Consider the following 20,014-nt stretch of genomic DNA (forward strand, 5'->3'; position numbering starts at 1 on the left):
CATCACGGATTACACGATGTCGGAGAGCCGCCCGGCAATGGTCCGGCACCGAGGAGGACACAGATGACGGCGACGGAGCTCTTCCGCAGAGCCCGCGACTTCCTGCTGGAACACCGCGAGGACTACACAACCGCTTACGAGCGTTTCGAGTGGCCCCGCCCCGAGCGGTTCAACTGGGCCCTCGACTGGTTCGACGCCATCGCCGACGGCAACGAGCGCACCGCCCTGCACATCGTGGAGGAAGACGGTTCCGAAACCCGTCGCACCTTCGCCGAGCTGTCCGAGCGCTCCGACCGGGTAGCGAACTGGCTGCGCGGCCGCGGTGTGGCCGCCGAGGACCGCGTGCTCGTGATGCTCGGCAACCAGGCCGAACTGTGGGAGACCGCGCTGGCGGCGATGAAGCTGCGCGCCGTCGTCATCCCGGCGACGCCGCTGCTCGGCCCCGCCGACCTGACCGACCGCGTCGAACGCGGCCGGGTCAGGCACGTCCTCGTCCGGTCCGCGGACACCGGCAAGTTCGACGAGATCCCTGGCGACTACACGCGCATCGCGGTCGGCGGCGCGCCCGAGGGCTGGCAGCCGTACGAGGAGGCGTACGCCGCCCCGGCCGCCTTCACGCCGGACGGCCCCACCCTCGCCGACGACCCGCTGATGCTCTACTTCACCTCCGGCACGACCGCCCGGCCCAAGCTGGTGGAGCACACCCACACCTCGTACCCGGTCGGCCACCTGTCCACGATGTACTGGATCGGTCTGCGGCCCGGCGACGTCCACCTCAACATTTCCTCACCCGGCTGGGCCAAGCACGCCTGGTCCAACCTCTTCGCCCCGTGGAACGCGGAAGCAACCGTTTTCATCCACAATTACACGCGTTTCGACCCGGCCCGGCTGATGGCGGAGATGGACCGGGCGGGCGTGACGACGTTCTGCGCCCCGCCCACAGTCTGGCGCATGCTCATCCAGGCCGACCTCACCGGACTGCGCACCCCGCCGCGCGAGGCGGTGGCCGCGGGCGAGCCCCTCAATCCCGAGGTCATCGAGCAGGTCCGCCGGGCCTGGGGAGTGACCGTCCGGGACGGCTTCGGCCAGACCGAGACGGCCGTCCAGATCGCCAACAGCCCCGGCCAGGAACTGAAGACCGGCTCGATGGGCCGGCCCGGCCCCGGATACCGGGTGGAGCTGCTCGACCCGGTGTCGGGCGCGCCCGGTGCGACGGAGGGCGAGATCGCGCTCGACCTGTCCGAACGGCCGGTGGGGCTGATGACCGGCTACCACGGCGACGCCGACCGCACCGCCGAGGCGATGGCCGGCGGCTACTACCGCACCGGGGACGTCGGAAGCCGTGACGGACACGGTTACATCACCTATGTGGGCCGGTCCGACGACGTCTTCAAGGCGTCCGACTACAAGATCAGTCCCTTCGAGCTGGAGAGCGCGCTGCTGGAGCACGCGGCGGTGGCGGAGGCGGCCGTGGTCCCCGCCCCGGACGAGCTGCGCCTCGCCGTCCCCAAGGCGTACGTCGTCCTCGCCGACGGCTGGGAGCCGGGCCCCGACACCGCGAAGGTGCTCTTCGAACACTCCCGCGAGGTGCTCGCCGCCTACAAGCGGATCCGCCGTCTGGAGTTCGCGCCGCTGCCCAAGACCGTCAGCGGCAAGATCCGCCGCATCGAGCTGCGCGAGGCGACGGCGGCGGGCTCCGCGGACGAGTACCGCGAGGAGGACTTCCGGTGAGCGGGACGAGCGGGACGAGCAGGACGAACGGAATGAGCGGGGCCGGCAGGGAGAGCGGGGACGGCGGGGCGAGTGCGTCCAGCGGGACCAGTGGGGCGAGCGACGCGTCGTCCACGCCGGGGACCGCCTCCGCGCCCGGCTCCTCGTACACCCACGGGACGAGCACGACCGCGCTGCTCGGGGACACGATCGGGCAGAACCTGGACCGGGCCCTGGCGGCCTGGCCGGAGCGCGAGGCACTGGTCGACGTGCCGTCCGGCCGGCGCTGGACCTACGCCCGGTTCGGCGCGGACGTCGACCGGCTGGCGTACGCGCTGCTCGCGAGCGGGGTCGCCAAGGGCGACCGGGTGGGCATCTGGGCGGTCAACTGCGCGGAGTGGGTGCTGGTGCAGTACGCCACCGCCCGGGTCGGCGCGATCATGGTGAACGTCAACCCGGCCTATCGCACGCACGAGGTCGAGTATGTCCTGAAGCAGGCCGGGATCTCGCTGTTGTTCGCCTCCCTCAGCCACAAGACGAGCGACTACCGGGCGATGGTCGAGGAGGTGCGCGGCCGCTGCCCGCAACTGCGAGAGACCGTTTACATCGGTGATCCGAGCTGGGCGGCGTTCCTGGAGCGCGGCGCCCCCGAACGGCGAGGGGAACTGGCCGCCCGGGCGGCCGAGCTGTCCTGCGACGATCCCATCAACATCCAGTACACCTCGGGCACGACGGGCTTCCCCAAGGGTGCCACCCTCTCCCACCACAACATTCTCAACAACGGTTACTTCGTGGGTGAGTCGATCGCCTACAGCGAGCAGGACCGGATCTGTGTTCCGGTGCCCTTTTATCACTGTTTCGGCATGGTGATGGGAAACCTCGCGGCCACCTCGCACGGCGCGTGCATCGTCGTTCCGGCGGCGTCGTTCGACCCGCGGGCCACGTTGGAGGCGGTCCAGCAGGAGCGGTGCACCTCCCTGTACGGCGTGCCGACCATGTTCATCGCGGAGCTGAACCTGCCCGACTTCGCGGCGTACGACCTGTCGACGCTGCGCACCGGCATCATGGCGGGCTCGCCCTGTCCGGCGGAGGTGATGAAGCGGGTGGTCGCCGAGATGAACATGGCGCAGGTTTCGATCTGTTACGGCATGACCGAGACCTCGCCCGTCTCCACCCAGACCCATCGGGACGACGACCTGGAACACCGCACCGGAACCGTCGGCCGTGCCCTGCCGCACATCGAGGTGAAGGTGGTCGACCCCGTGGACGGCGTGACCCGGCCGCGCGGCGGCCCCGGCGAACTCTGCACCCGGGGATACAGCGTGATGCTCGGCTACTGGAACGAGCCCGAGAAGACCGCCGAAGTGATCGACGCGGGGCGCTGGATGCACACCGGGGACTTGGCGGTGATGCGGGAAGACGGTTACGTGGAGATCGTCGGCCGCATCAAGGACATGATCATCCGGGGTGGGGAGAACATCTACCCGCGCGAGATCGAGGAGTTCCTGTACGGCCATCCCGGGATCAGGGACGTCCAGGTCGTCGGCGTCCCGCACGAGAGGTACGGCGAGGAGGTCCTCGCCTGCGTGATCCCGGCAGACCCGGCAAGAACGCTGACGCTGGAGGAGCTGCGCGCCTACTGCGAGGGCCGGTTGGCGCACTACAAGATCCCGAGCAGGCTGCAGATCGTGGACGCCTTCCCCATGACCGTGTCGGGAAAGGTGCGCAAGATCGAACTGCGCGAGAAGTACGCCCTTTAGCTCATGACTCAGGACTCAGGGTTCACGGCTCGAGGGTCAGGGCTGACGCGGCGGTCACCGGGGTGGTGTCCGCCGCGTCAGCCGCCTCGGGCGTCGAGGGCGTCGGCCGTCGCGTTGACCGGCTGCGGGGTGCCGGTGAGGTCGAGTACGAACAGAGGCACGCGCAGTTGGTCGGCCCGGGCGCGGGCGTCGTCCGTGTATCCGGCGAGCGAGAAGTAGACGCACTCCGTGGACTCCGTCATGGCCGTCAGCCACAGGCACTCCACGTCCCGCAGTGACGCGGGCCGCACGCTCGGGTCCACCTGGGCCAGGAGCCCGCGGGAGGCGAGGCCGATGCCGGAGGTGGGCCGCTGGTCGGCCCGCCGGACGTCCCCGTGCCCGAGCCAGTTCAGATAGTGCGCCGCCGAGGTGACCGCGTCGCGCGCCGTACGGATGGCCACGGGACGGAAGGCACGCCGGGGCGCGGCCGACGGCGGCACTGCCGGGGGCCGCGGCAGAGCTTCCGACGGCGGCGTCCGCGAAATCGCGGTATGCGCTTTCGACGTCGACTCCGGGCTCTGCTCGACGGATGAGTCCGCGGAGGGGTCTGCGGACGGCTCGCCGTGCGGGTCCGCGGGAGGGTCCACGGACAGGGCGGTCGCGGGGAGCCGCAGCACCGTTCCGCAAGCGCATCCCAGTTCCGGGTGCGGCCACTGGTCGCGGCGCCCGCACGCCGGACACCGCAGGACGATCCACTCGTCGTCCCACGACCGGTGCGCCACGGCGCTGGGGGCCGTCCGCCGGTCGAGTACCGGCGTGACGGGGGCGCCGCACGCGCACGGATAGGACGGCGCGGTGAAGTGGTGCTCCCGCCGGCAGGCCGGGCAGCGCACCTGGACGCTCTCGGACATGGCCCCCATCGTCCTCCTCCGGCCCCCCGCCTGTCCGTCTCTTGACGACCTTCGCGCACCCACTTGATTACTTCCAGATAGTAGAAAATGTTTTCCGTATTACGGAAGAAGAAACAGGCGGAAACAATCGGAAGCAAAGGGAAGGGCTCACCGCGGGGCGCGCTGAACCCTCTGAAGCAGTCGAAGCGGGAGTAACTCCATGGCTCGTATGACCGCTGCCCGTGCGGCAGTCGAGATCCTCAAGCTCGAGGGCGTCACCAGCGTGTTCGGTGTCCCGGCGCGGCGATCAATCCCTTCTGTGCGGCACTCGGGGCCGCCGGCGGCGTCGATCACACGCTCGCCCGCCATGTGGAGGGCGCCTCGCACATGGCCGAGGGCTACCCCCGCGCCCACCCGGGCGACATCGGGGTCTGCGTCGGCACCTCGGGCCCGGTCGGCACCGACATGATCACCGGGCTGTACTCCGCCCTCGGCGACTCGATCCCGATACTGTGCATCACGGGTCAGCCGCCGACAGCCATGATCCACAAGGAGGACTTGCAGGCCGTCGACATCGCCGCCATCGCCGGCCCGGGTGACCAAGACGGCGGTCACCGTCCTGGAGGCCGCGCAGGTTCCGGGCGTCTTCCAGCAGGCGTTCCACCTCATGCGGTCCGGCCGGCCGGGCCCGGTCCTGATCGATCTGCCCGTCGACGTCCAGCAGGCGGAGATCGAGTTCGACCCGGACATGTACGCGCCGCTGCCCGTGTACAAGCCGGCCGCGACCCGGCCGCAGATCGAGAAGGCCCTGCGGATGCTGAACGCGTCCGAGCGGCCGCTGATCGTCGCGGGCGGCGGCGTCATCACGGCCGACGTCGGCGAACTCCTGGTGGAATGCGTCGAGTTGACGGGAGTCCCGGTCGTCCCGACGCTGATGGGCTGGGGTGCGATCCCGGACGACCACTCGGTCATCGCCGGCGGGCGGCCGAGCCGGGCGCCGCGGGCGCGGGCGGCGTCCAGGCCCTCGTTGGTGCCCTGCACGATGAGTTCGCGGATGAACTCCGCCAGGGCCGCGAACACGTGGAAGACCAGGCGCCCGCCGGGCGTGGTCGTGTCGAGCGCCTCGTGCAGCGAGGTGAAGCCGACGCCGAGCTTGCGCAGGCCGGACACGATCGCGATGAGGTCCTGGATGGAGCGGCCGAGCCGGTCCGGCGACGGGACGACGAGGGTGTCGCCCTCGCGCAGGTAGTCGAGGGCCTTCCACAGTTCCTCGCGTTCGGCGTTCTTGCCGGACTTCCTGTCGGAGAAGATCCGGATGCACCCTGCTTCGGTGAGTGCGTGGATCTGTCGGTCGAGCAACTGCCCTTTGGTGGACACGCGTGCGTATCCCGCGAGGCTGCCGGTCCGTACGGCCGGAACGGGGGCGAGGAGATCGGCGATGTCGTCGTCCTGGGGTGGCTGAACCTGCCAGATCGTACAGAAAACGGTGCTGCTCAAGTTCTTGAGCACATCAACTTTCTGACACCGTTTCATGGGCATGATCCGGTGCCGATCCGGCTGTGTGCCGCCGCTTATTGATCTCGCTCATCAATCGGTCCGATTCCTGCACGCCACAGCAAAGTGGGAACGCTTCGGCGGTCATCAGTGCGTTGGATGAGGTCCCCGGTGGCCGGGGCGATCGAGAACAGCCAGGCCCTCAGGCGTCCTCGTTGTCGTAAGCGGCGGCGGGCCAGATCGCAGACCTGGGGTGACCTGCTTGCTGCCGGGTCATGGTGAGGACGACACCAGGCCCGCCCGGTAAGCGATGATCACGAGCTGGACCCGGTCGCGGGCGTCGAGTTTGGTCAGCAGTCGCGCCACATGGGTCTTGGCGGTGGCGTGGCCGATGAACAGCTCGGCGGCGATCTCGCTGTTGGACAGGCCGCGCCCGACGAGTGTCAGCACCTCGCGTTCCCGCTCGGTGATGCCATCGAGTCGCTGCGGAGGGGCAGCGGCCGCGGGACGGTTCGCGAACTCCTCGATCAGGCGTCGGGTGACGCTCGGCGCGATGAGGGCGTCGCCGGCGGCCACGACGCGGGTCGCGGCGAGGATGTCGTCCAGCGCCATGTCCTTGACCAGGAATCCGCTGGCCCCCGCCCGGAGCGCGGCGTAGACGTTGTTGTCGTCATCGAAGGTGGTGAGCATGAGTACGCGCGGCGCTGGGGCGTTGGAGGTGATCATCCGGGTGGCCTCGAGGCCGTCCATGCCGGGCATCCGGATGTCCATCACGACGACGTCGGGCCGGAGTTCCCTGACTATCCGGACTGCCTCCGTGCTGGTTCCGGCCTCGCCCACGATCTCCAGATCGGGGGCGTCGGCGATGACCATGCGAAGGCCGGCTCGTACGAGAGGCTGGTCGTCGGCGAGGACGATGCGTACGGTCATCCCGGCAGCCTGGCTGTCACCCGGAAGCCGCCCTCGGGGCGCGGCCCGGCGCTGAACTCGCCGCCCAGCAGATCTGCTCGGTCGCGCATTCCAGTGATTCCGTAGCCGGTGCCGTCGGTCGCGGCATCGGGCGGCGCGCCGGTGCCGTCGTCGACGACCTCGATGGCCAGCTCGGCGGTGCGGTAGTCGACGTTCACCTGGCAATGGCGGGCGTTCGCGTGGCGGACCACGTTGGTCAATGACTCCTGGATGATGCGGAATGCCGATTGGTCCGTGTCGGGTGGCAGCAGACGTTTCGTGCCCTGCCAGCGCACCTTTACGTGGAGTCCGGCCGTGGCAGTGCCCTGCGTCAGCCGGTCCACGCCTGCCATGCCCGTCACCGGTTCGGGTTCGGTCCGGTGCAGCGTGCCGAGCATTTGACGCAGCCCCACGAGGGTCTCCCGGCTGGTCAGCTCGATCGCGTCGAGCGCTCTGCGGGCTCCCTCGGGCTGGGTCTCGATGACCCGCTTGGCCGCGCCGGCCTGGATGGCGATCACTCCGATGCTGTGGGCGACCGTGTCGTGCAGCTCCCGGGCGATCCGCAGGCGCTCCGCCTGCACCGCCTGGGCGGCGGCCTGTTCACGCAGCCGCTGGGCGTACTCGCGCCGCTGGCGGATCGAGCTGCCCAGCGTCCAGGAGACCAGGGCGACCGAGGCGATCGGCACCGCGGCCTCGGTCACACCGTGCGCCCAGCCTCCGTTCGTGATCCGCCAGCCGCTGATCTGCGCCGTGAGGACCGCGACGGCCGCCATGGCAGTGGTGCGACGGCTGCGGTCGGCGGCGGCGGCGATGTAGAGCAGCAGCACGTCCGCCGTCGGGAGCAGCAGAGCCCACGCCCAGGGAGCGAGCGCCGCAGCCGCCAGGGATTCGGTGAGGACCAGGCCCAGGACCGGCAGTGGTCGGCGTCGGGCCGCTACGAGCGGCAACGCCAGGCCGACGGCGAGCGCCAGGCCGGCCCAGGGGCCCCGCAGGAAGGGGGCGGCCTCGGGTCCGCCCTGTCGCTCGAGCAGCCACAGCGCCAGTGCGAACAGCAGGGCCGCGCACCAGGTGAGGACCGGCCAGGCGCCTGGCGGGATGCGTCCGAGCAGGGGCGGCCGGGGCTTGGTCTCTTCCACAGGCCGAGCGTAGGCGTGCACCCGGCTCTCCGCGTCGCCTTACAGGCGTACGCCTGCGGCATTACGGACCACCCGTCGGGTCCGCTGAGGGCCGGACGCTCCCAGGACCCGGCTTGGGCGAGCGTGGACGGCGTTCCGAGCTCCACCGAGAGGACTGCCATGGTGATGGACACGATGACGACGACCACGTACGGGGCGGCTGCCCGAGCCCGTGGGCTGCACAAGGTCTACGGGGAGGGGGAGACCCGGGTCCTGGCGCTGGACGACGTCAGCATGGAGTTTCCGCGCGGCGAGTTCGCCGCGATCATGGGTCCCTCGGGATCCGGCAAGTCCACGCTGATGCACTGCATGGCCGGGCTCGACAGCGTGACCTCGGGCTCCGCGACGATCGGCGATGTGGAGCTGGTCGGCCTGAAGGACAAACAGCTGACCCGGCTGCGCCGAGACAGGATCGGGTTCATCTTCCAGGCCTTCAATCTGATGCCCACGCTCACCGCCATGGAGAACATCACGCTGCCCGGGGACATCGCCGGGCGCAGGCCCGACAGGGACTGGCTGGCACGGGTCGTCGACGCGGTGGGCCTGGCCGACCGGCTGAAGCACCGCCCCGGCCAACTGTCCGGCGGACAGCAGCAACGCGTGGCCTGCGCCCGCGCCCTGGCAGGAAAGCCCGAGATCATCTTCGCCGACGAGCCCACCGGGAACCTCGACTCGCACGCCGGCGCGGAGGTCCTGGCGCTCCTCGGATCCTGCGTGCGCGACTTCGGCCAGAGCGTCGTCATGGTCACCCACGACCCGGTGGCCGCCTCCCACGCGGACCGGGTGGTCTTCCTCGCCGACGGCCGCATCGTCGACGAACTGCGATCGCCCACCGCCGACAGTGTGCTGGACCGCATGCGCCGGCTCGACCGCGTCGGCTGACGGGGGCTGTCACCCATGTTCCGTACCGCCCTGCGCAATGTCCTGGCCCACCGCGGCCGGCTCCTGATGACCACCCTGGCCGTGCTGCTCGGCACCGGCTTCATGACCGGCACCATGATCTTCTCCGACAGTATCCACCAAGCCGCGAACAACAGCCGCAGCAAGGACTTCACCGGCATCTCGGTCCAGGTTGCCGACGACACCGCCGGACTTCCCTCCGGCGCCAGGCAGAACAGCGCCAAGAGCTCCGCCCGGCTCACAGAGGCGACCGTCCGTCGGATTGCCGCGCTGCCGGGAGTCGCCGGGACCCGCGCGGTGGTGAGCGGCACCGCTGCCATCGCGGACAAGAACGGCAACATGATCGGCGACATCATGAGAAGCACGGGCGCCAACTTCGTGCCGGATGCCGCCGGGAACGATGCACGCTACCCGATGTTCCAGGGCCGAGGACCGCACACCGCGACCGAGGTCGCCCTGGACCGGGGCACCGTCGTAAAGACGGGCTACCGGCTCGGTGAGACCGTCCGCATCGCCGCCAACGGCCCTGCCATCAGCGTCACCCTGACCGGCGTCTTCTCCTCCGACGCGCCTGCGGTCCGGTCCGGCAACCCGCTGGCTCTGCTGGACACCCAGGGCGCCCGGAGGGTGCTGTCGCTGGCGCCGGACCAGTACAGCAGCATCGACGTCACCGCCGCTCCCGGCACCTCCGAGACCGCACTGCTGCACGCCGTCACTCCGCTGGTCCCCGGCGGCAACCAATTCCGAGCCGAGACCGGCGCGCAGCTGGCCGCGCAGCAGGCCGAGATGCTGGCCCAGAGCGGCAGGAGCCTGGCCACCATGCTGACCACCGCTGCCGGGATCTCGCTGTTCATCGGCATCTTCCTCATCGCCAACACCTTCACCATGCTGGTGGCCCAGCGCACCCGGCAGCTGGCACTGCTCCGCGCCATCGGCGCCGGGCGCAGCCAGGTCACCCGCTCCGTGCTGATCGAGGCGCTCCTTGTCGGTCTCAGCGGCTCCGCCGCCGGACTGCTCCTCGGCATCGGCATCGGCGCCGCTCTCGCGGCGGGAGTGAAGTCCCTGGACGCGGACCTTCCCAGAGCCGGCGTGGTCGTCACCTCGACAACCGTGCTGATCACCCTGCTCGTCGGCACCCTGGTCACTGTCCTGTCCGCCGCGCTGCCCGCCCTCCGCGCCTGCCGGATCCCCCCGGTCGCCGCGCTGAGCAGCGGCGAGCAACCCGCCACCCCCCGAAGCCTGTTTCTTCGCAACGTCCTCGGCTCCCTGACCACCGCCGGGGGCCTCGGCCTGGTCCTGTTGGGCAGCACCGAGAGGGGCGCCACGGCGCGTTTGCCGCTCATGGTGGGGGCGCTCCTCGCGGTCCTCGGCATCGTGCAGCTGCTGCCGCTGCTGTCCCGTCCGGTGATCGCCCTGTCCCGCCCGCCGCTCGCCCGCCTTTGCGGCACCCCCGGCTCACTCGCCGCACTCAACGCGATCCGCAACCCGCGCCGCACCGCGAGTACAGCCGCCGCCCTGACCATCGGACTCACCCTGGTCACCGCGATGACCGTGATCGGCGCCTCGGTCTCGGATGCGATCGACCGCGCCGTGACCAACGAGATGGCGGCGGACTACGCCGTCACCACGCTCACCGGCACCCTGGACCCGAGCATCGCGACATCGGTCGCCCAGGCCCCCGGGGTGGTCGCCTCCAGCCCGGTTACCGACGTGGAGTGGCGGATAGCCGGCGTGCGGACCGAGGCGAAGGGCCTAGACGCCGACAGTGCCGATCAGCTGGTCCGGCCGAGCATGAGTCAGGGGGCGGCCACGGCACTGAAACGAGGTCAGATCCTGGTGGACTCCGACTTCGCGGGCCGGCACGGACTGGCCGTCGGCTCCACCGTGACCGTGGCCGCCCCGCACGGGACCGGCGCCCGCCTCACCGTCGGCGGGGTGTTCGCACCCAGCCGGCTGCTCGCCCCCGTGCTCCTGCCGGGCGGCGTGGTCGCCGCACACCAGCCGTACGCGCCGGCGCAGCAGATCCTGGTCAAGGGCGCGAACGGGGCAACCCCTGCCTTCAAACAGGCTCTCAAGGACGCCACCGGCAAAAGCCCTGTGGTCGAGGTCGAGAACAAGCAGGACCTGAGGGACGGGTACGACCGCACCATCACCTTCGCCCTCAACCTGCTCTACGCACTGCTCGGGATGTCGTTGCTGGTCGCGGCCCTGGGAGTGGTCAATACGCTGGCAATGGCCGTGTTCGAGCGCAGGCGCGAGCTCGGTCTGCTCCGGGCGATCGGCCTGGACCGCGGCGGCGTCAAGCGGATGGTACGGCTGGAATCGGTGTTGATCTCCGTCTTCGGCGCGGCGATCGGCATGGCCTTCGGCGTCTTCCTGGCCTGGGCGGCCGGCACCACCATGACCGTGACCCTGCCAGAGCTCCGCACGGTCTTGCCCTACCCCAAGCTGTTGCTGATGCTGCTGGCCGCCGTTCTCGTCGGCCTGGCCGCCGCCCAATGGCCGGCTCGCCGGGCCGCCCGTCCTGACGTGCTGGAAAGCATCACCGCGGACTGACGGCCCGGCCTGCTCCGAAGGTCACGCCGGATCGCCCGGCGCCCGCCGCGTGCGGCCATAGGCAGCGGAGCGCCCTTGTACTGGATGTACTTGGCGTTTCGCCAATGCAGCGAGCGTGCGCGCAGGCGTCGCGGGCCCGGGACGATCTGCTGGACCGGCCGCAGCTGTGGCCTCTGTGCTGCTGCGTCAAGCTCTAGGAACTCGCCACCGAGCCGGGCCACGCGCCCATCGCGATCAGACCGCTGAAGGTCTGACCGGAACATGAGGGTGCCTCTCTGCCTGCTGTGCGAGGTTGGCGGGGATGCGAGGTTGGCGGGGATGCGGGGTTGCGGGGTTGGCGAGTATCCCGACATTGCGGGATTCGCGAGGTCAGGACGGTCGGCGCGCTGCGCGCGGGAGCCACGCGAAGGCCTCGGAGCTCGGCCTGTCGCCCGGCTTGTACTCGAGGCCGACCCGGCCGTCGTAACCGGCCTCGCGCAGCCGGCCGAGGAGCTCCTCCAGCGGGAGCGATCCCGTGCCCGGCGCGCCGCGGCCCGGATCGTCGGCGATCTGCACATGACCCGTCGCCGAGGCGTACCGGTCGATCACCGACGGCAGGTCCTCGCCGTTCATGGACAGGTGGTAGAGGTCCATCAGGAACCTCGCGTTGGCGAGTCCGCTCGCCTCGTTGACCTTGTCGACGACGCCGACCGCGGCCGATGCGCTCACCAGGGGGTAGCGCGGCGACTCGGGCCTGTTCAGCGCCTCGATCAGCAGGATCGCGCCGATCCGGTGGGCCGCCCGGGCCGCGAGCACCAGGTTCTCCAGCGCGAGCGCGTCCTGCTCGGCGGGGTCCACGCCGTCGACGCGGTTGCCGTAGAGCGCGTTGAGCGCCGTGCAGCCGAGGGAGCCGGCGAAGTCGGCGGCCACGTCGACGTTGGCGCGGAACCGCTCCGATTCCGCGCCGGGGACCGACAGTGCGCCGCGGTCCGGGCCCGGGAGCCGTCCGGCGTAGAAGTTGAGGCCCGTGAGCCGCACGCCCGCGTCCTCGATCGCTGTCCTGAGCGCGTCGAGCCCGGACCGCCCGGGGGTGGGGGAGTCGATCCAGGGCCACCACAGCTCGACCGCGGCGAAGCCGGCCGCGGCGGCGGCCGCGGGGCGCTCCAGGAGCGGGAGTTCCGTGAAGAGGATCGACAGGTTGACGTTGAAGCGCTGGTCTTCGAAGCCCATGGGGTTCCGCGCTCCCTTCCGTGTCGAGGATTTCCATAATGCGGAAGATTATTTCTGTTTCTTGGAAGATTGCCGCCGGTCGACGGGACTTGTCAAGGGGGTGGAGGAGTGCGGGAGCCCGCCCTGGCGTAGGTCGGCGGCGCTCCCTTCGGCGGTCGGCCGCCGGGCGCCTGCCGGACTCCGGGGTGGGTGTCGGCCGGGTCCGTTAGGGTCGGGGTCCGGGCGCCGTCGGCCCGGTCCGGTTCACAGAGGTGTGAGGGCGCGATGCGACTGAAAGTGGAGTTCACCACCGAGCCCTTCGATCTCGACGAGGCGCCGGCGCACGCGCTGGCCGCCCGCGCGGTGATCGAGGCGGCCGCCCTGGACGCGGTGGACGTCGGCCCCTTCGGCAACACCGTGGAAGGCGCCGCCGACGCGGTGCTCGCCGCGGTGGGCGACCTGCTGCGCACGTCCCTCGGCGCGGGCGCCACCCGGATCTCGCTGCAGGTCAACGTCATCGGGGACGCTCCGGACGCGACCGGCACCACCGTCGGGGCGGGCCGGTGAGCGCCGCCGGCGACGACGCCTTCATCGCGGCCGTGAAGCCGCTGGTCGACGCGATCGGCGGTGAGATGCTCCCGCCGGACGAGGCCGGTGTCGAGGACGTCGTGCTGACCTGGCAGGGCGTCGAGGCCGTCGCCGTGCGTCTGCCCCAGCTCGCCGACTCCCTCGATCACATCCTGGCCGCCATGGAGCGCAGGACCGGCAAGCCGCTCGCCGACCTGGACCGCAAGGCCAAACAGGAGGTCGTGCGGATACTCGAGGCGCGCGGCGCGTTCTCCGTGCGGCACGGCGTGGAGACGGTGGCGAGCGCGCTCGGGGTGAGTCGCTTCACCGTCTACAACTACCTCAACCGGGAGAAGGGCGCCTGAGCGGCCCGGCCGAAATTTTCAACAAAGTGTTGACGTGATGTCGTCGGGGGCGTTAGCTGGCGACAGCCCGCTCAAGCACGAAGGCCGCTGTCCGCGGCCACGGAGGTTTCCGTGACGTCGACTTCACCGCCCCCGGGCCTGGCCCGGTTCAACGGTCTCGAGGAGTCCGCGGCCCGCGTCGCGCTCGTCGAGGTGTGCGCCTCGGCGGCGTGGGCGGACCGACTGCTCGCGGCCCGTCCCTACCCCGCCGCCGACGACCTCTACGCGGTGAGCGACGCGGCCATGGCCGACCTGACCGCCGCCGACCTCGCGGAGGCGATGGCCGGGCACCCGCCGATCGGCCGCCCCCGGCCGGGTGACGCGACGTCGGCCCGCGAACAACGCGGCATGGCCGGCGCCTCCGAGGAGCTCAGGGCGCAGATGCTCGAACTCAACCTGGCCTACCAGGAGAAGTTCGGTCATGTCTTCCTGATCTGCGCCACCGGCCGCACCGGCGAGCAGATGCGCGACGCGGTGAGGGAGCGCCTCGGCAACGCGCCGGAGCGGGAGCGCGAGATCGTCCGCACCGAACTGGGCAGGATCAACCGCATCCGCCTCGCCCGACTCGTCGAAGAGGACTGAGACCCGCCATGAGCACCAGCACCACCGCCTCGGTGTCCACCCACATCCTGGACACCTCCGCGGGCCGCCCCGCCGAGGGCGTCGCCGTCCGTCTCCTCGCCCGCCCGGGCCGGGACGCCGACTGGCAGGCGCTCGGCGGTTCCGCGACCGACGCGGACGGACGGTGCAGGGACCTGCCGGCGCTGCCGGAAGGGACCGCCCACGTACGGCTCGACTTCGCCGTGGAGCCGTACTTCGAGAACAACCTGGCCGATCCGCAGCAGGACGCCCCCGCGCATCGGGACAGCGGCGCTCCCGCGGTGTTCTTCCCGGAGGTGGCGATCACGTTCGCCGTCGTGCCGGGCGAGCACTACCACGTGCCGCTGCTGCTCAACCCGTTCGGCTACTCCGTATACCGAGGGAGCTAGCAGACATGGCAGACCACCCCCGCCCGGGCCGCCCCGTGCTTCTGGGACAGAACCAGTACGGCAAGGCCGAGAACCGGGTCGTGAAGATCACGCGGGACGGCGCCACCCACCACATCAAGGACCTCAACGTCTCCGTGGCGCTGAGCGGCGACATGGACGAGGTCCACTACTCCGGCTCGAACGCCAACGTGCTGCCGACCGACACCACCAAGAACACGGTGTACGCGTTCGCCAAGGAGCACGGCATCGAGTCCGCAGAGGAGTTCGGCATCCATCTCGCCCGTCACTTCGTGACCTCGCAGGAACCCATCAGGAAGGCCCGGATCCGCGTCGAGGAGTACGCCTGGGAGCGGATCGACACCTCCGGCACCGCTCCCCGGCCTTCCGGCGCGGACGACGCCAAGCACTCGTTCGTCCGCAAGGGCCAGGAGACCCGGCTCGCCCAGATCACCTACGACGGGTCGTCGTGGGAGGTCGTCTCCGGGCTCAAGGACCTGGTCGTGATGAACACGACCGACTCCGAGTTCTGGGGGTTCGTCAAGGACAGGTACACGACGCTCCCCGAGGCACACGACCGCATCCTGGCCACCCAGGTCTCCGCCCGCTGGCGCTTTCGCTGGTCGGACGACGAGCAGCCGGCGCCGGACTGGGAGACGTCCTACGAGCAGGTGCGCAAGCACATGCTGCAGGCCTTCGCCGAGACGTACTCGCTGTCCCTCCAGCAGACCCTGTACGAGATGGGCTCGCGGATCATCGACCGGAGCGACGAGATCGACGAGGTCCGCTTCTCGCTCCCGAACAAGCACCACTTCCTCGTCGATCTGCAGCCGTTCGGGCTGGAGAACGACAACGAGGTGTACTTCGCGGCCGACCGCCCCTACGGCCTGATCGAGGCCACCGTCCTGCGGGACGGCTGTGCGGCGAGGATACCGGCGGACCTCACCGACCTCTGAGGTGCAGCAACCTCTGAAGTGCAGCAACCTCTGACGGTCTCACCGTCTCTGACGGTCCCTCACCAGCCTCTGACCGCCCAGCGAGCAAGGACGAACCACCATGGCAGCAGTCCAGCGCATCGTCATCGAGAGCGCCGCGATCGCGACCGTAGACGCCGAGGACACCGAGTACGCGGACGGCCATGTCGTCCTCGCCGGCAACCGCATAGAGTCGGTCGGCGCGGGCCGGGCCCCCGAGGGCCTGGAGAACGTCGTACGCCGCATCGACGCGGCCGGGCATCTGGTCACGCCCGGCCTGGTCAACACCCACCACCACTTCTACCAGTGGATCACCCGGGGCCTGGCCACCGACCACAACCTCTTCGACTGGCTCGTCGCGCTGTACCCGACGTGGGCGCGCATCGACGAGCGGATGGTCCGCGCGGCCGCCGAGGGCTCCCTGGCGATGATGGCCCGCGGCGGCGTCACCACCGCCATGGACCACCACTACGTCTTCCCGCAGGGGACCGGTGACCTGTCCGGCGCGATCATCGGCGCGGCTCGGGAGACGGGCGTCCGGTTCACCCTCGCCCGCGGCTCCATGGACCGCAGCGAGAAGGACGGAGGCCTGCCCCCGGACTTCGCGGTGGAGACGCTGGACGGCGCCCTCGCCGCCACCGAGGAGACGATCGCCCGGCACCACGACGCCTCCTTCGACGCGATGACCCAGGTCGCCGTCGCCCCGTGTTCGCCCTTCTCCGTCTCCACCGAACTGATGCGCCAGGGAGCCGAGTTGGCCCGTCGGCTGGGCGTGCGGCTGCACACCCACGGCTCGGAGACGGTCGAGGAGGAGAAGTTCTGTCACGAGCTGTTCGGGATGGGCCCGACCGACTACTTCGAGTCCACCGGCTGGCTCGGCGAGGATGTGTGGATGGCGCACTGCGTCCACATGAACGACTCCGACATCGACGCCTTCGCCCGCACCGGGACGGGCGTCGCCCACTGTCCGTCGTCCAACGCACGGCTGGCGGCCGGCATCGCCCGCGTCCCCGACATGCTGGCGGCCGGCGTCCCGGTGGGCCTCGGCGTCGACGGCACGGCGTCCAACGAGTCCGGCGAACTGCACACCGAACTGCGCAACGCCCTGTTGATCAACCGTCTCGGAGCGCACCGCGAGGCCGCGCTGAACGCCCGTCAGGCGCTGCGCCTCGGCACCTTCGGCGGGGCCCAGGTGCTGGGCCGTGCGGCACAGATCGGCTCGCTGGAGCCGGGCAAGCTCGCCGACCTGGTCCTGTGGAAGCTGGACACCCTCGCGCACGCCTCCATCGCCGACCCGGTGACCGCGCTGGTCTTCGGCGCGGCGGCCCCGGTCACCGCCTCCTTCGTGAACGGCCGTCAGATCGTCGAGAACGGACGGCTGTCGACCGTCGACGAGGACGCCGTCGCCCGCTCGACCCGCGAAGAGGCCCGGCGGCTGGCACGGATCACCGCGCAGGGCTGACCTGCCGAAGACTCCGGTAGAGGGGGACGGCCCTCGGCCGGATGCCGTGCACCCGCGTGGCGGCGGCCCCGGAACGGTCCGCGAGCCGTCCTCGAGCCGTCCTCGTCCCGGGCTGGGGCCTGCACCGGCTTCCTGTCGAGGGCCCGCACCGGCTCCCGGGCGGGGGGTCACCCGGAAGACCCGGGCCCCTGCCACGCCATGAGGTTCGCGAAAAGCTCGGCCTGCTCGACCGCGTCGTCCAGCGCGTGATGCGTGTGGGGGCGCCGGGGCAGCAGCGCGGCCGGCATCGTCCGCTTGGCCACCGCCCGCAGCGGCACCCCCGCCTTGACGGCGTACAGCGTCTTCATGTCGAGGCAGCCGGAATGCCCGAACGGACTCTCCCCGGTGAAGCGGATCAGGTACCAGTACAGGAACGTCCAGTCGTACGAGGCCGGGTAGCCGCACATCACCGGCTGCGTGCCCTCGCCGACCTCCCGCACCCACCGGCTGAACTCGGCGAGCGCCGGCGCGGGGTCCCGACCCTCCCGGAGCAGGCGGGCACGGTCGAGTCCGCTCACGGCGAGCGCCTCGGGAACGAACCGGTCGCTGATCGGCCGCAGTTCACGGTAGAAGGTCTGACGTGCGGGGTCGGCCGCGGTGAACCCGTCGGCGTCCTGCCGGCCCGCTACCGCGGCGCCCAGGCTCAGCAGCGAGTACGGCCCCGGGATCGGTCCGTCCGCCTCGACGTCCACCGAGATGTAGAGACTGGGTTTCACTCTTCGTGCGGTCATGGAGCCGGATCATCGCAGGCCGGGCCTGCATCCGGCATCCGGATTCAGGGCCGCCGCGGCGCCCGGCAGGGCGTGGCCCGGGGCAGCCGGCCGGTGAAGAACGCCGTCGGCGGGACGCCCATCAGGCTGCGGAAGTCGGCGGTCATGTGCGACTGGTCGTAGTAACCGGCGTCGGCGGCGAGTTGCGCCCACGGGGCGGAGGCCGCGTGCGTGAGGAGGTGACGGACGCGGTCGATGCGGGCGTAGTGCTTGGGGGAGACTCCGACGCCGACGGCGAAGAGGTTGCGCAACTGGCGTTCACTCACGGCGAGTTGGCGCGCGACGTCGCGTACGGCGGCGGGAGCGCGGTCCGGGTGGGTGGACAGGGCGTCGACGGCGGCCCGCAACAGGCGTTCGCGCGGGCCGTCCACGTGCGGCGGCAGCAGGTCGGCGAGGCGGGCGGTGATGTCCTGCGGTCCCCCGACGGTCAGTTCGCGGACCAGGCGGCGGGCGGCCGGGGCCGGGCCCTCCTCCTTCGCCTCGAACACGCTGAGCTGGGCGGAGGCCGTCCGGGCGGGGGAGCCGGTGCCGAACATGAGCGGTGACGGACTCCAGGGGGTCGTCGATCCGCGCGACGTCGCCGAGGCGGCCGCCGCCGCCCTCCTCGACGAGCGCCGGGCGGGCCGGACGTACACGCTGACCGGGCCCGAGACGATCAGCGTGCCCGGTCAGGCCGCCGTGCTCGCCGAACTTCTGGGACGGCCGGTGACGACCCGTGACCTCGCGCCGGACGAGGTGCGCGCGTTCGTCCTGGACCGCTGGCGGGACGAGGCCGTCGCCGACGGCGTCGCGACGGGTTCTTCGTACGTCCGGCGGGGAGGCAACGCGGTCGTCACCGAGGACGTGCCCCTGCTGCTGGGACGGCCGGCGCGGACGTACCGCGCGTGGGCGCGGGATCACCGGGAGGCGTTCGGGGCGCGCTGACGGGGCGGGGCTGCGGGCGCCCCTTCGGGGACCGGCGGGCTCCGCGGAAGACCGCGGAGCCGCGGGGGCCGCGGACCCTAGAGTCCGAACAGGGCCGGTTCGGTGGCCAGTTCCTTGAAGTAGTCCTGCGGGTTCGCCACCATCCGGCGCTTCTGCAGGTCCAGCAGGCCGCCGACGGCGCTCAGTTCGGCGGCGACCGTGCCGTCCGCCCTGGTGATGGTCTGCTGGATCCGGAACGTCTTGCCGCCGCCCCACTCGAAGGCGCAGGACACGTCGACCTCGTCCCCGGCGAGCAGTTCACGCCGGTAGCGGATGGTGGTCTCCAGGGCGACCGGGCCCACGCCCTTGCCGATCAGGCCGGCCTGGCTGATGCCCGCCGCCTGCAGCAACGACCAGCGAGCGTGCTCCGCGTAGTTGATGTACACGCTCTGGTTGAGGTGTCCCTGTACGTCGGTCTCGTATCCGCGGACGGTGACCCGGACGGAAAACGGCTCGCTCACTGCTTCCCCTTCTCGTCGACGAGCATGCGATGCCCTGTTCGTTCATCGATGCACAGAGCACCGATCTTGGCATGTCCCTCACATCCGGCGGGGGGAAGCCAGCAGATAGCGCGCTCTCGACCGGGGATCGGTGTGCTCGCCGACCTGCCAGCCCGCCTCTTCCAGTGTCGTCGCGCAGGCGCGCAGCGTCGCGTCGTCGGGCCCGTGCACGGCGACCGCTTCCGGCTGCGGGGTGGCCCGCACCCGGTAGCCGTCGCTTCCCCGCGGGCCGGCGGGGCGGTGGCCGGCCGCCTCCAGGGCCAGCGCGGCCGCCCGCACCAGATGTGCGCGCTCCCAGCCGCAGGGACGGTCCGTGCCGCCGTCCGCGTTGGTCATCCGGCGCAGCTCCAGCAGTCCCTGCCAGGCGCTGTGCACCTCACGGACGCGGGCGGGGCCTGTCGGCCCGGCATCCGCCTCGCCGCCGACGCGCGCGGCGAACACCTCCCCGCCGCCGTTCGCCTGCGCGCCGCCGTCCGCGTTCGCGCCGCCCTCCCCGTCCGGCGGGAGGGCCGCCGTCGGCTCGGGCACGGCCTCCCGGACGCGGTGACCCGCCGGGGTGAGGAAGTGGTCGTTCGGCGGCCGCGGGTGCCGGAACGCGAGCCCGTGCCGCACCAGCGCCGCCAGCTGCGCCTGCGTGCCCCGCAGCCGCCCGGTGACCGGCTCGGCGGCGTCGATCACCCGCCGCTGCGCGGCGGTCGGCGGTCGTGTCACGGCGTACTCCCTCCCGGCGACCGGCGACGGGTCCCCCT

Annotated in this window: 19 protein-coding genes and 2 pseudogenes; 12 read left to right on the top strand and 9 right to left on the bottom strand. The window is 71.1% G+C overall.

All coding sequences use genetic code 11. The annotated features are described in order from the left end of the window. Positions 1–63: 63 nt before the first annotated feature. Both QA802_RS33710 and QA802_RS33715 read left to right on the top strand, forming a co-directional pair. The gene (locus QA802_RS33710; RefSeq protein WP_334530788.1) at positions 64–1,731 is read left to right on the top strand and encodes an AMP-binding protein; all 1,668 of its coding nucleotides are present in this window, start codon (positions 64–66) and stop codon (positions 1,729–1,731) included. After that, positions 1,728–3,470, top strand: a complete 1,743-nt coding sequence (locus QA802_RS33715) for an AMP-binding protein (RefSeq protein ID WP_334530790.1) — start codon at positions 1,728–1,730, stop codon at positions 3,468–3,470. Before QA802_RS33710 ends, QA802_RS33715 begins: the two co-directional genes overlap by 4 nt. A 77-nt stretch (positions 3,471–3,547) precedes the next feature. Here QA802_RS33715 and QA802_RS33720 read toward each other — a convergent pair whose 3' ends face one another. Further along, positions 3,548–4,369: a hypothetical protein gene (locus tag QA802_RS33720; protein ID WP_443042212.1), complete on the bottom strand. Its 822-nt coding sequence runs from the start codon at positions 4,367–4,369 to the stop codon at positions 3,548–3,550. Between the two features lie 190 nt (positions 4,370–4,559). On the opposite strand from QA802_RS33720, the pseudogene QA802_RS33725 reads away from it, so the two are divergent. Further along, positions 4,560–5,318, top strand: a pseudogene (locus tag QA802_RS33725) (thiamine pyrophosphate-binding protein); the annotation flags it as partial. Positions 5,319–5,392: 74 nt separating this feature from the next. Here the strand turns inward: QA802_RS33725 and QA802_RS33730 are convergent. The 3 genes and pseudogenes from QA802_RS33730 to QA802_RS33745 form a co-directional block, all read right to left on the bottom strand. Beyond that, a pseudogene (locus QA802_RS33730) lies at positions 5,393–5,878 on the bottom strand (recombinase family protein); the annotation flags it as partial. Between the two features lie 228 nt (positions 5,879–6,106). Beyond that, entirely contained in the window at positions 6,107–6,763 is a 657-nt protein-coding gene (locus tag QA802_RS33740) for a response regulator (RefSeq protein ID WP_334530799.1), read from the bottom strand. Beyond that, positions 6,760–7,917, bottom strand: a complete 1,158-nt coding sequence (locus QA802_RS33745) for a sensor histidine kinase (protein ID WP_334530801.1) — start codon at positions 7,915–7,917, stop codon at positions 6,760–6,762. Before QA802_RS33745 ends, QA802_RS33740 begins: the two co-directional genes overlap by 4 nt. A 174-nt stretch (positions 7,918–8,091) precedes the next feature. On the opposite strand from QA802_RS33745, the gene QA802_RS33750 reads away from it, so the two are divergent. After that, complete coding sequence (locus QA802_RS33750; protein ID WP_443042309.1) at positions 8,092–8,838, top strand: ABC transporter ATP-binding protein; 747 nt, start codon at positions 8,092–8,094, stop codon at positions 8,836–8,838. Between the two features lie 15 nt (positions 8,839–8,853). After that, the gene (locus tag QA802_RS33755; RefSeq protein WP_334530803.1) at positions 8,854–11,412 is read left to right on the top strand and encodes an ABC transporter permease; all 2,559 of its coding nucleotides are present in this window, start codon (positions 8,854–8,856) and stop codon (positions 11,410–11,412) included. A gap of 369 nt (positions 11,413–11,781) precedes the next feature. Here the strand turns inward: QA802_RS33755 and QA802_RS33760 are convergent, their stop codons facing one another. Further along, a complete protein-coding gene (locus QA802_RS33760; protein ID WP_334530807.1) occupies positions 11,782–12,621 on the bottom strand; it encodes a TIM barrel protein in 840 nt (279 codons plus the stop codon). Positions 12,622–12,885: 264 nt separating this feature from the next. On the opposite strand from QA802_RS33760, the gene QA802_RS33765 reads away from it, so the two are divergent. From QA802_RS33765 to QA802_RS33790, 6 genes are all read left to right on the top strand, one after another. Continuing rightward, the gene (locus tag QA802_RS33765; RefSeq protein ID WP_334530810.1) at positions 12,886–13,167 is read left to right on the top strand and encodes a hypothetical protein; all 282 of its coding nucleotides are present in this window, start codon (positions 12,886–12,888) and stop codon (positions 13,165–13,167) included. Beyond that, a complete protein-coding gene (locus QA802_RS33770) occupies positions 13,164–13,532 on the top strand; it encodes a helix-turn-helix domain-containing protein (RefSeq protein ID WP_334530813.1) in 369 nt (122 codons plus the stop codon). Before QA802_RS33765 ends, QA802_RS33770 begins: the two co-directional genes overlap by 4 nt. Before the next feature lie 111 nt (positions 13,533–13,643). Next, the gene (gene uraD, locus QA802_RS33775) at positions 13,644–14,153 is read left to right on the top strand and encodes a 2-oxo-4-hydroxy-4-carboxy-5-ureidoimidazoline decarboxylase (RefSeq protein ID WP_319168680.1); all 510 of its coding nucleotides are present in this window, start codon (positions 13,644–13,646) and stop codon (positions 14,151–14,153) included. 8 nt (positions 14,154–14,161) lie between these two features. After that, positions 14,162–14,560, top strand: a complete 399-nt coding sequence (uraH, locus tag QA802_RS33780) for a hydroxyisourate hydrolase (RefSeq protein WP_334530818.1) — start codon at positions 14,162–14,164, stop codon at positions 14,558–14,560. A gap of 5 nt (positions 14,561–14,565) precedes the next feature. After that, entirely contained in the window at positions 14,566–15,513 is a 948-nt protein-coding gene (gene pucL, locus QA802_RS33785) for a factor-independent urate hydroxylase (RefSeq protein WP_334530821.1), read from the top strand. A gap of 100 nt (positions 15,514–15,613) precedes the next feature. Beyond that, complete coding sequence (locus QA802_RS33790; protein WP_334530824.1) at positions 15,614–16,993, top strand: 8-oxoguanine deaminase; 1,380 nt, start codon at positions 15,614–15,616, stop codon at positions 16,991–16,993. A 167-nt stretch (positions 16,994–17,160) separates the two neighbouring features. Here QA802_RS33790 and QA802_RS33795 read toward each other — a convergent pair whose 3' ends face one another. Together QA802_RS33795 and QA802_RS33800 are read right to left on the bottom strand one after the other, a co-directional pair. Then, complete coding sequence (locus QA802_RS33795; protein ID WP_334530827.1) at positions 17,161–17,763, bottom strand: 3'-5' exonuclease; 603 nt, start codon at positions 17,761–17,763, stop codon at positions 17,161–17,163. Positions 17,764–17,807: 44 nt separating this feature from the next. Next, positions 17,808–18,338 carry an AraC family transcriptional regulator gene (locus QA802_RS33800; RefSeq protein ID WP_443042213.1) on the bottom strand — a complete coding sequence of 177 codons (531 nt, stop codon included), beginning with the start codon at positions 18,336–18,338 and terminating at the stop codon, positions 17,808–17,810. On the opposite strand from QA802_RS33800, the gene QA802_RS33805 reads away from it, so the two are divergent. After that, positions 18,337–18,726 (top strand): Rossmann-fold NAD(P)-binding domain-containing protein, encoded by a 390-nt coding sequence (locus QA802_RS33805; protein WP_334530830.1) that lies wholly within the window; start codon positions 18,337–18,339, stop codon positions 18,724–18,726. The genes QA802_RS33800 and QA802_RS33805 overlap by 2 nt on opposite strands. A 77-nt stretch (positions 18,727–18,803) precedes the next feature. On the opposite strand, the gene QA802_RS33810 is transcribed toward QA802_RS33805, so the two are convergent. Continuing rightward, on the bottom strand, positions 18,804–19,226 hold the full coding sequence (locus QA802_RS33810; RefSeq protein WP_319168675.1) for an acyl-CoA thioesterase: 423 nt from the start codon (positions 19,224–19,226) through the stop codon (positions 18,804–18,806). Between the two features lie 78 nt (positions 19,227–19,304). Continuing rightward, positions 19,305–19,976 (bottom strand): hypothetical protein, encoded by a 672-nt coding sequence (locus tag QA802_RS33815; RefSeq protein ID WP_334530833.1) that lies wholly within the window; start codon positions 19,974–19,976, stop codon positions 19,305–19,307. Positions 19,977–20,014: the final 38 nt, after the last annotated feature.

The organism is Streptomyces sp. B21-105 (assembly GCF_036898465.1).
Lineage (GTDB): Bacteria > Actinomycetota > Actinomycetes > Streptomycetales > Streptomycetaceae > Streptomyces.

What these genes read in the sequence shown, in the direction of transcription:
- QA802_RS33755 (WP_334530803.1), top strand. Translation starts at nt 8,854, where the DNA reads ATGTTCCGTACCGCCCTGCGCAATGTCCTGGCCCACCGCGGCCGGCTC.
- uraH (WP_334530818.1), top strand. Translation starts at nt 14,162, where the DNA reads ATGAGCACCAGCACCACCGCCTCGGTGTCCACCCACATCCTGGACACC.
- QA802_RS33795 (WP_334530827.1), bottom strand. Translation starts at nt 17,763, where the DNA reads ATGACCGCACGAAGAGTGAAACCCAGTCTCTACATCTCGGTGGACGTC.
- QA802_RS33800 (WP_443042213.1), bottom strand. Translation starts at nt 18,338, where the DNA reads ATGTTCGGCACCGGCTCCCCCGCCCGGACGGCCTCCGCCCAGCTCAGC.
- QA802_RS33765 (WP_334530810.1), top strand. Translation starts at nt 12,886, where the DNA reads ATGCGACTGAAAGTGGAGTTCACCACCGAGCCCTTCGATCTCGACGAG.
- QA802_RS33760 (WP_334530807.1), bottom strand. Translation starts at nt 12,621, where the DNA reads ATGGGCTTCGAAGACCAGCGCTTCAACGTCAACCTGTCGATCCTCTTC.
- pucL (WP_334530821.1), top strand. Translation starts at nt 14,566, where the DNA reads ATGGCAGACCACCCCCGCCCGGGCCGCCCCGTGCTTCTGGGACAGAAC.
- QA802_RS33710 (WP_334530788.1), top strand. Translation starts at nt 64, where the DNA reads ATGACGGCGACGGAGCTCTTCCGCAGAGCCCGCGACTTCCTGCTGGAA.
- QA802_RS33740 (WP_334530799.1), bottom strand. Translation starts at nt 6,763, where the DNA reads ATGACCGTACGCATCGTCCTCGCCGACGACCAGCCTCTCGTACGAGCC.
- QA802_RS33750 (WP_443042309.1), top strand. Translation starts at nt 8,092, where the DNA reads ATGACGACGACCACGTACGGGGCGGCTGCCCGAGCCCGTGGGCTGCAC.
- QA802_RS33790 (WP_334530824.1), top strand. Translation starts at nt 15,614, where the DNA reads ATGGCAGCAGTCCAGCGCATCGTCATCGAGAGCGCCGCGATCGCGACC.
- QA802_RS33805 (WP_334530830.1), top strand. Translation starts at nt 18,337, where the DNA reads ATGAGCGGTGACGGACTCCAGGGGGTCGTCGATCCGCGCGACGTCGCC.
- QA802_RS33720 (WP_443042212.1), bottom strand. Translation starts at nt 4,369, where the DNA reads ATGGGGGCCATGTCCGAGAGCGTCCAGGTGCGCTGCCCGGCCTGCCGG.